Here is a 12,414-nt window from a genome sequence, read left to right on the forward strand (position 1 = left end):
CAGGCGAACGAAAGCCTGGCGTCGGAAGCTGTAAGGAAGCCGACGGAGGGGATGTCTGCCTAACGGATGAGCGGGTGCAGTGGATGACACGCAAGCGGGTTCAGCTTAAAAAAATCCGTCTGGATTCGCGTGTTTGTACTGTGCTCGTCCGCTGTGAAGGCACGAAGTCAGGAGCGAAGCGGATCTTCACGCGTCGTCCGCTGTGCCGGTGATCACCGACGCGGAAATCCATGCCTGCCATTGGGACGCGAAATCAAAACCGGAATCGACTGCGAAGGCCGCATCCAGTGCCTCGCTGAGCGTCGATCCGCGCTGCAACGCGACGAACGCAGCGTGTGCGGCAGCGGAGTGAACCAGTACCGTGGGACGCCACAATGGACGGACGACGAGCGCGTGCGTCGGTACGTCGATGTGTTCAGGAAAAACGCCGCCCGGTTGATGGGCGAGCCAGATGTCGGCGATCGCATACGGCGACACGATGGACGCGCACGCAGGATGCACCGCGAGGCGCCCATCGAGCAGCGCTTCGCTGCCGGTATCGTTCCACGCGTGCGGCGTGAAGACGGCAACGTCCGCGGCGAACCAGGCGACGTGCACCGCCCATTCGAGGCGTGCGACATCGGCGAAATATCGAAAGCGTGGATCGTGTTCGCGGGCTTCGATGAAAACCGGCAGTGAAGCGCCGAAACGGTTGAGGTCGCCGCTTTGCGACGGATGCGCCCCTCCGTAGGCGAGCGACAGCGCGTCGAAATAGCTGTCGCCGACGAGGGCAAGCAGTACCGGATAGGCACTGGCGAGTGCTGCTCGCCAGTGGGCCCTCAGGTTGCGCCGGTACAGCTCGACGCGCTTCGCGAGCTCGCCTGGTGGATCGGGCGACGATGGTGCGGGTTTCAACACGGCGAGTGCTGCCGGTTCGCGTTCCGTGCTGGCCAGCGCATCGGCGAACGCGCGCTGAAGCGAGTCAAGTGGCGCCGGCGACGCCGGTGACTCAGGCTGCGACGTCATCGCCGTCTCCCTGAGCAAGCGTCGCGGCGCCGGTGTGCCTTGCCCGATGCTGTCGTGCGAGTCGAACCTCGTCGAGCAGCACGTTCAACGGCGGCAAATCGGTGTCCCATTCGATCAGCGTCGGCTTCTTGCCGAACCGCTCTAGCGCGTATCGATAGAGCGTCCAGACCGCAGGCGCGACGCGTGAACCGTGATCGTCGATTACAGCGACGTCGGTCACGCAATGTCCGGCAAGGTGGATCTCGCCGACCATGCCGGGCGACAGTTCGTGCATCGCCGCCACGGCGTCTTCGCCGTGATTGCACTGATTCACGTAGAGGTTGTTGACGTCGAGCAATACACCGCATCCGGTGCGGCGCGACAGTTCGGCGAGAAAGGCGGTTTCGCCGTATTGGTCATCGCGATAGCGCACGTACGTCGAAACGTTCTCTACGAGGATTGCCTGGCGAAGCGTGTCCTGCACTTCGCCGATCCGGGCACAAAGCCGCTCGAGCGCCGCATCGGGCAGCGGCATCGGCAGGAGGTCGTTCAGATGGCCCGCCGGTGTCGCGGACCAGCATAGATGCTCGGAGACAACCGCAGGCTCGATTCGCTCGACAAGCCGCTTGAGCCTGCCCAGATGCACGGTGTCGAGAGGAGGAGTCGAGCCGAGGCCCAGGCCGACACCATGAAGGCTCACTGGCAGATCGCGGCGCACGACGCCGAGCACGTGCAGGTCATAACCGCCGTCGCCGAAGTAGTTCTCGCTGTGCACTTCGACCCAGTCGACTGCCGGCGTGGCGCCAAGGAAGTCGTTGTAGTGCGCGTGACGCAGCCCGATACCGACGCCGGGCGGTGCGCTGGCCTGTGAGCTGTGATCAGTCATGCTGGAGCGGGCGTGAGCGCCGGGAGGGCGGCAACATGAGAGCGTCAGGTACCGACCGTGCCACCGAGTTTTTCGCAGGTGCCTTTGGGGACATTCTTGAAGTCGCCCTTGTCGTTGTCGACTTTCGCCTCGCCCGCGCAGCCGTGCACGCCTGTCTTGCTGGCGCAGTCATTCTGGCCTGCTTTGGCGATACCGTAGCACTGCACGTTTGCCTCCGCGTGGGCGGCCGGGATGCCAGCCGTGGCGAGGCCGGCGAGTGCCGCCGCAACCAGCGCCTGGCGACCGGGATGCGAGCTCATGGTCTTCTCCTGGGTGTTTTGCTACCGATCAATATAAGGACTTCGCGCATCCACCGCGATGTTCAGGTGAACCACATCGCCATTTTCCTCAAAAATCGGCAGGAGAGGTGGTCCGTTGCAGGGCAATTGCATGAAATTTCAGAGAGTGCATAAAGGTTAGACGGAAGGGTTGTCAACAAAGTGGGGGGCGTTGACTCTGATTTTTGCCCCGGAGAAACGGATGCAGGACGCTGGACTGGCTACGTCCCCCTATTCCGCTGGGACAGGGCATTCCCTCTCACGACACCTTCGGTCGAGGTTTCGCTGCACTCACTGTGCGTGGCTCGCATCAGGCTGGCCAGCGGTGCATCGTCAGTGACCTCTTTCAACCGATGGCAGCAGCCGGGCCTGTGGCCCGGCATGCGCTCGATCGTGATGGTTGAGGTCACCCGCGAGATCGGCGCCAGGATGACGAAAAAGCGCCGCTGCTACGTCTCCAGCCTGCCCAGGACGCGGCACGCATCGCCCATACGGTGCGCTCCCGCTGGCGCATTGAAAACAACCTGCGCTGGTGTCGTGAGGTGGCCTTTGGCGAAGGCCAGCGCCGGGTGCGCGTGGATAACGCCGCGCAGAACTTCGACCTCCCCAGACGCATCGTCATGAGCGCTGCTGCGCCAGGACAGCATCACTAAGACATGACTGAATAACCATCGTCTGAAGGCCCGCGCGAGCGATGTCTATCGCGCTCAAATCCTTGTCTGGTAAGCGATCCGGCGATCTGGTACGTCATCCAATTGCCCTGATTTGATATTCGGACTGTGCCTATTTTCACTCTGTCTCGAAAATATAGACTGGAGTCAGTTAAAGAGATCAGCGCAACGCGATCTGATTCTTCCGGAATTCAAAAGTTATTGACCGATCGTCACTGGCTGTCCGGTGTCGAGGAGCGTGTGACCGTCACGATTTTCTAGCGAGATATTGCTGATCTGGAAGGCACGGATGGTCTCCATAAGATCAGTAATCCTACGTTATATCGATTAACCAACTCTTGCAAAAGGAACACATCATGAACAAGTCATATGTCAGCGTCTGGAATGAAGCGCTTGGGTCGTGGGTAGCGGCGTCCGAGAATACGGTTGCACGCGGCAAGCGTAGCAAGGCAAAGGCTTCCGCAGTTGTGGCGACCGCGCTTGTGGCCGCTGCCTCGTGGGCGCCGGTAGCGCACGCACAGTACAACGCGGGCGGCGGTACTGCCACGGGATTACATGCGATTGCAATTGGCTCAGGGGCTAAGGCTGCTGGTATGAATGTCAACAGTATAGCTATGGGGTATAACGCTTCCGCGGATTCTGGTACGTCGGCAGGTGCATGGAGTGCTACTGCTATCGGCACCAATGCGGCCGCAAGCGGTGATGGTGCTGCCGCATTGGGTGATTCCGCTACGGCCGCAGCGGACAAGGCAATTGCAGTTGGCCGCGGTGCAATAGCCTACGCGGTCGGTTCAAGCGCAATCGGCGCAGGCGCCAGCGCGACGGCGGCGAATTCGGTGGCGCTGGGCGCGGATTCGATTGCCGACCGCGGCAATGTGGTGTCGGTTGGCAATGAGACGCTCAAGCGCCAGATCATCAACGTGGGGGCCGGCACGCTGTCGGCTGACAGCACGGACGCGGTGAACGGCAGCCAGTTGTACTCGACCAACCAGAACGTGACGACCAACACGGCCAACATTGCGACCAACACGACGAACATCGCCGGCAATTCGACGGCGATCACCAGCATCGACGGCCGCGTGACCAACGTGGAAGGCTCGGTCACGAACCTGACGCAGCAACTGGACGGCGGCACCGTCGGCCTGGTGCAGCAGGACGCGACCAGCAAGGCCATCACGGTGGCCAGGGCCCTGGACGGCACGACGGTGGACTTCACCGGCACCGATGGCGTGCGTACGCTGACCGGCGTGAAGGCCGGTGCGCTGAGCGACACCAGCGCCGAGGCGGTGAACGGTTCGCAGCTGTACGCGACCAACCAGAACGTGACGGCCAACACGGCCAACATTGCGACCAACACGACGAACATTGCGACCAACACGACGAACATTGCAACCAACACGACGAACATCGCCGGCAATGCGACGGCGATCACCAGCATCGACGGCCGCGTGACCAACGTGGAAGGCTCGGTCACGAACCTGACGCAGCAACTGGACGGCGGCAGCGTCGGCCTGGTGCAGCAGGACGCGACCAGCAAGGCCATCACGGTGGCCAGGGACCTGGACGGCACGACGGTGGACTTCACCGGCACCGATGGCGTGCGTACGCTGACCGGCGTGAAGGTCGGTGCGCTGAGCGACACCAGCACCGAAGCGGTGAACGGTTCGCAGCTGTACGCGACCAACCAGAACGTGGCGGCCAATACCACCGAGATCGCGAACCTGAACAAGGCGGTGGGCAACGCGACCCGCTACTTCAAGGCCGGCGGCCTGGAGGATGGCACCGACGATGCCACGGCGACTCTCAATTCGGTTGCGATCGGTGCCGGCGCATATGCCGAGGACGGCTTTGCCGCCACCACGAATTGGAATAATCCTCTTGTCGCGGGGAGCACGAAGGAAGTAAATTCTGTCGCTATCGGAAGTGGCGCCCGCGCTGTAGGTGGCGGTACGGCGCTCGGCGATACGGCGGTAACCAGCGCGTTTTCTGGCGTGGCGCTGGGTGCCTACACCGTGGCTGGCTCGCACGGGACCGCAGTGGGCTCAGGCGCGATGGCCCAGGGTACGGATAGTTCTGCGCTGGGGTTCAACGCTCTTGCCACTGCAAGTGCTGCGCTGGCAGTGGGTAACTATTCGACTGCCTCGGGAGCCAATTCCACGGCACTTGGCTCGAAGGCGAATGCAACGACGGCGAATTCGGTGGCGCTGGGCGCGGCTTCGATCGCCGACCGCGGCGATGCGGTGTCGGTTGGCAATGAGACGCTCAAGCGCCAGATCATCAACGTGGGGGCCGGCACGCTGTCGGCTGACAGCACGGACGCGGTGAACGGCAGCCAGTTGTACTCGACCAACCAGAACGTGACGACCAACACGGCCAACATTGCGACCAACACGGCCAACATTGTGACCAACACGACGAACATTGCCGGCAATGCGACGGCGATCACCAGCATCGACGGCCGCGTGACCAACGTGGAAGGCTCGGTCACGAACCTGACGCAGCAACTGGACGGCGGCAGCGTCGGTCTGGTGCAGCAGGACGCGACCAGCAAGGTCATCACGGTGGCCAAGGGTCTGGACGGCACGACGGTGGACTTCAGCGGTATCGATGGCGTGCGCACGCTGAGCGGCGTGAAGACCGGTGTGCTGGGCGACACCAGCACCGAAGCGGTGAACGGTTCGCAGCTGTACGCGACCAACCAGAACGTGGCGGCCAACACGGCCAGCATTGCGACCAACACGTCCAACATCGCGGACAACGCGACGAACATCGCCGGCCTGGACAGCCGGGTGACCACGGTGGACAACCGCGTCACCAGCATCGACGGCCGCGTGACCAACGTGGAAGGCTCGGTCACGAACCTGACGCAGCAACTGGACGGCGGCAGCGTCGGCCTGGTGCAGCAGGACGCGACCAGCAAGGCCATCACAGTGGCCAGGGCCCTGGACGGCACGACGGTGGACTTCACCGGCACCGATGGCGTGCGTACGCTGACCGGCGTGAAGGCCGGTGCGCTGAGCGACACCAGCACCGAAGCGGTGAACGGTTCGCAGCTGTACGCGACCAACCAGAACGTGACGGCCAACACGGCCAACATTGCGACCAACACGGCCAACATTGCAACCAACACGACGAACATCGCCGGCAATGCGACGGCGATCACCAGCATCGACGGCCGCGTGACCAACGTGGAAGGCTCGGTCACGAACCTGACGCAGCAACTGGACGGCGGCAGCGTCGGCCTGGTGCAGCAGGACTCGACCAGCAAGGCCATCACGGTGGCCAGGGACCTGGACGGCACGACGGTGGACTTCACCGGCACGGACGGCGAGCGCAAGCTGACCGGCGTGGCCGACGGTGCGGTTGCTGCGGGCAGCAAGGAAGCCATCAACGGCAGCCAGCTGTATGCGAACTCGGCGAGCGTGGCCGCGGGTCTGGGCGGCGGTTCGGTGGTGAACCCGGACGGCACGATCAGCGCGCCGAGCTACAGCGTGGGCGGCACGACGGTGCATAGCGTAGGCGATGCCGTCACCAACATTGATGGTCGTGTGACGGAGAACACGACTGACATCACGAAGATCCAGAACCAGCTCGGTGACGTCGGGACGGAACTGTCGGGCGCGGTGCAGTACGACCGCAACGCCGACGGTTCGGTGAACTTCAATTCGGTCACGCTGGGCGGAGCCCAGAGCGCAGGTCCCGTGGTCCTGACCAATGTCGCGAACGGCGCGAGCCAATACGACGCGGTGAACTTCGGCCAGCTGTCGGCGTTGCAGGACCAGGTGACGGATCTCAATGGACAGGTGTCGAATCTCAACACACAGATGTCGAATGCCCAGCCCGGAAGCCCGTACTTCGACGCAACCGATGTTCCGTCGGCGAGCAGCGGCGATGGCGCGGAGGTCAATGCGGCGATGCCTGGTACCGGCGTGGGCAGCACGGCCGCCGGTGCGGGTGCGGCTGCCTCGGGCAACTACGCCACGGTGATCGGCGCGAACGCCAGTGCGGCAGCGGACAACGCCGTGGCGGTCGGCGCCAGTGCGGCGGCGACGGGTGTCAACTCGACGGCAATCGGCACGGGCTCGCAGGCTGCCAATACGAACTCGGTCGCGTTGGGTCAGGGTTCGGTGACCGACCGCGACAACTCGGTGTCGGTGGGCTCGGCGGGTAACGAACGCCAGATCACCAATGTCGCAGCAGGTACGGCGGCAACCGACGCGGTGAACGTGGGCCAGATGAACAGTTCGGTGGCGCAAGGCGTGCAGCAGGCCAACAACTACGCCGATCAGCGCTTCAACGAGGCCAACCGGGCGATTAACGACGTAGCCAAAAACGCCTATGCCGGTATCGCTGCGGCGATGGCCATGCCGAACATGACGCCGTCCGGTCCTGGCCGTACGATTGTCGCTGCCGGCGGGGCCACCTACAAGGGCGGCAGCGCTGCGGCAGTGGGAGCAACGTACCGTTCCCGGAACAGCAAGTGGCTGGTGAACGGCGCCGTGTCGGTCACCTCGACGGGCGATGCAGGCGTGCGTGCTCAGGTCGGGTACGAGTTCTGATAAAGAACCAGGAACGGCAAATGAGGAAGTAAGAAGTCGCAGAAAGGTAATGTTGCACGGTCTTGCCGGTCACGGCAGACCGTGCTTTTTTTTGACACAGTGTATGTGGGCAAATTGAATTGAACGGTCTGCGCAGCGAGGACGCACTGGGTATCGAGGAAGCTTTTGGGGATCTGGAGGAAATCGCCCTGTGGTCCGCCGGCGGTCAAAGCCTATTTCACGTCGAACGCGTAATCACCGTGGGTGCGATGTCCATCGGAGGCGACCGCCACCCAATGCACGGTGTAGCGCCCGGCTCCCAGAGCCGGTAACGGGACGGAAACCACAGCCGGCTGATGTTCATCGACCGTGGATTTAGCGGTGTTTACCTGCTTTCCGGTTGAGTCGGTGACGGTGAGCGCCGTAAATGCAGGCTCCAGCGGCCCGTCGAATGTGATCTTCACCTGGGCGGGCGCCGCGACCGTCGCCCCGGCTCCCGGCTCCTGTTTCTGCGGAAAGACATGCGCGAACGCCGCACTGGCGAAGACGAGTCCTGCGCAAAACGCGGACCACTTCACCATTGTCTGTTGCAGGCCATTTCGATGCATTTTCATTATCGACTCCCTCATCACTGGAATAGCGGTCTACCGATCGTCGTTGGTGCGACGTCGTCGAAGAAAATGTGGGCCTGCACCAGGATGCCCACGTGCGAGCCGCTCGCGCGGTTGACCGGCAGTTGCGCCTCGACGCCAAACTGACCGTAGCGGTTGATCCAGATGAAGCCGGGGTTGACCGTACCGGTTGTCTGTCCCTGGCTTCTCGACAGCGGAATCTCGACGATGGGGATGAGGTTCGACAGCGGCTGCGGCAAACCGAGGTCATGCACGTGCTGCTGCAGATACGGCAAGCTGTACTGGACCGTGAAGCCATAGTTGAACGCGTTGGGTTGTCCCGCCCCAGTGGTCAAAGCCGGGGCGGCTTCACCCGTGATCGCGATCGGGCGCAGATAAGCCAGCGAATCGGGAAGATCTCCCATGCCCTTGCCGGCATAGAGGGTCGGCGAGATGGTCGAGAAGTTGTTGGCGATTGCGCGGCTTCCCGTGCCGCCCAGCTGGGCATTGACGCTCACCGACGTCATGAACTCGTGCGCGTCGTTGACGTACAGCAGATACTTCAGGCCGACGCCGAAGTTGTCGAAGCCGCGGGCCGTCGGGTTGTTTTGCATCACATAGGCGCCGGTGACCGAGAAAGCCAGCCTTGGTGTGATCAGTTTGTCGTACTCGAAACTGAAGGTGTTGATACTTTGATCGCCGTTGTCGCCGGGGACGCGTATGTGGCCATATTCAACGTTCGCCTCGTCGCCGACGCCGGGGTCGTCCACAGCCATGGTCGATGGAAAGACGCGGTCGCCGGCGATCGCATGGGCGCGGGCCACGGAGGGCACACCCATTTGCGTCTTTATTTTCGACTACGGGAAAACCCTTAGATGCGATATCATGTCGTCCGAAAGGAACATCGACATATGCCCCATCGTTTTCAGCTATTTGAAAGAATCGCCTTCTCGCTGGTCGTGCTTTCCGCAGTTGCCTGCACCGCGTTCATTGCTTACGAACAATGCCCCGCTGTCAAAAGTGCGCTCCACGAGGGAGAGGATCTGCTTCGCCAGAGTGGCGAATATGCGCTCGCGTGCTCCGCGCCAGCGAACAATCCGTGTGCCGGGGTCCCGGCCGACTGAATAACCGCCTCGCCTGCTGGCGGGCTTCAGCACGCCAGCGCAGGCTTGCCGTGCGTTCGCTGCGACAGCGCGGCAACGTCCGTCACGCAGGGCGTTTCAGAGCGGATCATCAAGGTCGTCCCGCTCGTGAGGCGTCTGCGATGCCGCATCGCCACCCAGCGCCTGGCGCTTGCGCCGAACGTTATACGCCGTGAGCAACCCGTGCGCCACCATGTCGAGCGCGGGCTTCACGAGGCCGTTCTTGTCCGTCCACACCTTGGGTGTCAGCGCGCCGGTAAGCGCCACGCTATCGGCGTCGCTCAAGGCGAGCAGGGCGGTCTGCACGTCGTCGTCGAAGGCGATTACGTTCACAAACAGCGTTTCGCCATCCCCGGCCGTTGCGCGCACCTTGCAGGTCACGAAACGCCTGCCATTCTGTCCTGTGCGGATCTGCGCTTCGCCGTAGAGCCGGCCACCTACCAGTCCATCGATCATCGTCCCTCTCCTGTTCGTTTGCCCTGCACGCGGCACGGCGGCAGCGCATGCTGCCACAATCCATTCCCCAAGGTAACCTGAATCAGGGCAAGGCGTGCGAAGCGGCAGGCGAGCGTACAGGCGTCATTGGGATCCCTGACCCTGATGCGGCGAATTCGACGCGACGGTATCGGTTTCCCATCCGCCGCCGAGGGCGAGGAACAGGTTCACCTGGTCAAGCGCGACCTGGCCTTCGGCGGCCGCGACCTGCGCATGGGTCGAAGTCAGCGTGCGGGTCGCATCGAGATCCGAGATGAACGATTCGCGTCCGGCGACATAGAGCCGGTGTGTTTCGTTCGCCGACTCGGAAGCGGACTGATACGCCGAACGCAACGCGTCAGCGCGGTTGTAGTCGGCGGCATAGGTGGCAAGGTTGGTCTCGGTCTCGCGCAGCGCGTTGAGCACGACCCCGTCGAAACGCGCCAGCGCGGCGCTTGAATCCGCCTCGGCCTCACGCACGCGACCGCGTGCCCCGTTGACCGGGAAGGTCCAGCTGATCAGCGGCCCGAAGGCCCAGCGTGCCGTGGGCTGCGTGGGGATGTCTTCGAGAATCCCGGTAAATCCCGCGGATGCGCCGAAGCTCACCGTCGGATACAGCGCGCCGGTAGCGACGCCGATCCGCGCCGTCGATGCGGCCAGCTGACGCTCGGCTTCGCGCACGTCCGGGCGGCGCTTGAGCAATGCCGCGCCGTCGCCGACGGGAATCGGCTGTTTGATCTGCGGCACCTTGTTGCAGGTCTTCACGGCCGCCGGCAGTTCGGACGGCTTGCGCGCAAGCAGCATGGCGAGCTGGTACTCGGCGATCCGGCGGCGCGCCGTGAAGCGCGGGATGTCGGCCGCAAGCGTTGCCACCTGGGTCTGTCCGCGGGTGACGTCCGGCTGGTTGCCGCGACCGGCGTCGCGCAGCCGGCGCGATACGGCGACACGCTCCTTTTGCAGATCCAGCGAGCGCTGCGCGACAGCGAGTTCTTCTCCCGACGAGCAGGCCTCGACATACGCGCGCACGACACTCGCGACGACCGTGATCCGCGCGAGATCGCCGGCCGCCGCAACGGCGTCGCTATCCGCGCCAGCCGCTTCGACGCCGCGACGCAGCTTGCCGAACAGATCGAATTCGTACGAGACGTTGATGCCGAAATCGCCTTCGTTGGCAACCGGCAGCTTGCTAAAGAGCAGGAACTGTTCCGCCGATTCCTGCGCCCGCTCGACGAGTGCCGATGCGTTGCCCGAGAAGCCCCCCTGCGCCTGCGCGACGCCGAGCGCCTCGCGCGAACGCGCCAGGTTGGCGGCGGCGACGCGCAGGTCGGCGTTCGACTTCATGGCCTCGCTGACGAGTCCTTCGAGCACGGGGTCGTCGTAGAGATGCCACCATGCGGCCGGCACGGCCTGCTGCGAGACGGGTGCGCCATCGGTGCCTTCGAGCGGCGCGTTGGCGAGCGGCGCGTTGATGAGCGCCTCTTTCGGCAGCGAGTAGTTGGGTCCGACGGTCATGCACGCGTTGAGCGCGAGCACGACGGGCAAAAGCGGCAGGAGCGGAAGGGCGCGCGACAGCTTCATTGCGCAGCGCCCGATGCCGGCTGTACCGCGGGCTGCGACGTCGAAGCGGGCACCGATGCGGATGCCGAAGCCGAAGCCGCCGCGCTACCCGAGGCGGCACGCGCACCCCGTGCGCGCGCGGGCTCCCGCACGGACACCGTGGCGGTTCGCCCCGCGATCAGGCGGAAATCGGCGGGCACTTCGTCGAGCGCGACGCGCACCGGAATGCGTTGCGCGAGCCGCACCCAGCTGAATGCCGGATTCACGTTCGGCAGCAGATTGGAGCCCTGTGTGCGATCCCGGTCCTCGATCCCCGCGACGATGCTCAGCACATGACCGCGCAGCACGTTCGGCTCACCCATCACCTGGATATCGACGGGCTGGCCGATATCGATGCCGCGCAACTTGGTCTCCTCGAAATAGCCGTCGACGCGGAACGAATGCATGTCGACGACCGCCAGCACCGGCCGGCCCGACGCAACGTACTCGCCCGAGCGCGGCGCGCGGTCGTTGAGGTAGCCATCGACCGGGCTCACGATGGTCGTGCGCTGCAGGTTGAGGCGGGCCGTATCGACGGCGACTTCCGCGTCGGCGAGGAGCGCCGTGGCCTGGTCGACACGCGAGCGGGTTTCTTCGCTGGCTTCCAGGGCGACCAGGTTGCCGAGCTTGCGGTTACGCGCATCTTCGCGCCGTGCCTGGTCGAGTGTGGCGCGCCGCTGCAGCACGGTGGCCTGTGCCTGGCGAAGCGTGAGCGCGTAACGCGCCTGGTCGATCACGAACAGCACCTGCCCGCGCCTGACCTGCTGGTTGTCGACCACGTCGACCGACGTAATCAGTCCGGAGACGTCGGGCGCCACCTGGATGACGTCGGCGCGGACGTGGCCGTCGCGGGTCCACGGCGAGAACATGTAGTAGTCGACCAGCTTCCACAGCACAACGGCCGCGATCGCGACCACGACCAGGGTCAGCAGGATCTGTCCAACGGAGAGCCAGGTTTTTTTCACGGTTCGAGTCGATGCGAAACGATGACGACAAGACCCAGCACCAGCACGTAGATGCCGAGATCGAAGATGGAGCGATGCCAGACGAAACGGTAAAAGCCGATGCGCTCGAACACGGTGCGGATCGCGAAATTGATCAGGTAGGCGATGAACATCAGCACGAGCACGGCCGGCACGAAGACGCCGAGAATGTCGATCTCGCCGATCATCGTCTGGCCGCCGGAAGGTGGATG

At 63.8% G+C, this 12,414-nt stretch carries 10 protein-coding genes; 1 reads left to right on the top strand and 9 read right to left on the bottom strand.

The features are described 5' to 3' along the window. Window positions 1–186: 186 nt before the first annotated feature. The 3 genes from P3T23_RS30600 to P3T23_RS30610 are packed head-to-tail and all read right to left on the bottom strand — an operon-like array spanning window position 187 to window position 2,169. On the bottom strand, window positions 187–1,005 hold the full coding sequence (locus tag P3T23_RS30600; RefSeq protein WP_429319827.1) for an HvfC/BufC family peptide modification chaperone: 819 nt from the start codon (window positions 1,003–1,005) through the stop codon (window positions 187–189). Continuing rightward, window positions 989–1,870 (bottom strand): MNIO family bufferin maturase, encoded by an 882-nt coding sequence (bufB, locus tag P3T23_RS30605; RefSeq protein WP_429319828.1) that lies wholly within the window; start codon window positions 1,868–1,870, stop codon window positions 989–991. Before bufB ends, P3T23_RS30600 begins: the two co-directional genes overlap by 17 nt. A 44-nt stretch (window positions 1,871–1,914) precedes the next feature. After that, window positions 1,915–2,169, bottom strand: coding sequence for a BufA1 family periplasmic bufferin-type metallophore (locus P3T23_RS30610; RefSeq protein WP_429319829.1), 255 nt, complete (start codon window positions 2,167–2,169; stop codon window positions 1,915–1,917). A 1,045-nt stretch (window positions 2,170–3,214) separates the two neighbouring features. Between P3T23_RS30610 and P3T23_RS30615 the strand changes: the two genes are divergently transcribed. Further along, window positions 3,215–7,417: an ESPR-type extended signal peptide-containing protein gene (locus P3T23_RS30615; RefSeq protein WP_429319830.1), complete on the top strand. Its 4,203-nt coding sequence runs from the start codon at window positions 3,215–3,217 to the stop codon at window positions 7,415–7,417. A 212-nt stretch (window positions 7,418–7,629) separates the two neighbouring features. Here P3T23_RS30615 and P3T23_RS30620 read toward each other — a convergent pair whose 3' ends face one another. The 6 genes from P3T23_RS30620 to P3T23_RS30645 all read right to left on the bottom strand — a co-directional run bounded on the left by P3T23_RS30620 (window position 7,630) and on the right by P3T23_RS30645 (window position 12,390). Next, window positions 7,630–7,977, bottom strand: a complete 348-nt coding sequence (locus tag P3T23_RS30620; protein ID WP_429319831.1) for a copper resistance CopC family protein — start codon at window positions 7,975–7,977, stop codon at window positions 7,630–7,632. Between the two features lie 47 nt (window positions 7,978–8,024). Continuing rightward, window positions 8,025–8,846, bottom strand: coding sequence for a hypothetical protein (locus P3T23_RS30625; RefSeq protein ID WP_429319832.1), 822 nt, complete (start codon window positions 8,844–8,846; stop codon window positions 8,025–8,027). Window positions 8,847–9,227: 381 nt separating this feature from the next. Then, the gene (locus P3T23_RS30630) at window positions 9,228–9,605 is read right to left on the bottom strand and encodes a single-stranded DNA-binding protein (protein ID WP_429319833.1); all 378 of its coding nucleotides are present in this window, start codon (window positions 9,603–9,605) and stop codon (window positions 9,228–9,230) included. Window positions 9,606–9,728: 123 nt separating this feature from the next. Beyond that, window positions 9,729–11,201 (bottom strand): efflux transporter outer membrane subunit, encoded by a 1,473-nt coding sequence (locus P3T23_RS30635; RefSeq protein ID WP_429319834.1) that lies wholly within the window; start codon window positions 11,199–11,201, stop codon window positions 9,729–9,731. After that, window positions 11,198–12,184 (bottom strand): efflux RND transporter periplasmic adaptor subunit, encoded by a 987-nt coding sequence (locus tag P3T23_RS30640; protein ID WP_429319835.1) that lies wholly within the window; start codon window positions 12,182–12,184, stop codon window positions 11,198–11,200. The genes P3T23_RS30635 and P3T23_RS30640 overlap by 4 nt, the downstream gene beginning before the upstream one ends. Then, window positions 12,181–12,390 carry a DUF1656 domain-containing protein gene (locus P3T23_RS30645; protein WP_429319836.1) on the bottom strand — a complete coding sequence of 70 codons (210 nt, stop codon included), beginning with the start codon at window positions 12,388–12,390 and terminating at the stop codon, window positions 12,181–12,183. The genes P3T23_RS30640 and P3T23_RS30645 overlap by 4 nt, the downstream gene beginning before the upstream one ends. Window positions 12,391–12,414: the final 24 nt, after the last annotated feature.

The organism is Paraburkholderia sp. GAS448 (assembly GCF_050435685.1).
Classification (GTDB): domain Bacteria; phylum Pseudomonadota; class Gammaproteobacteria; order Burkholderiales; family Burkholderiaceae; genus Paraburkholderia.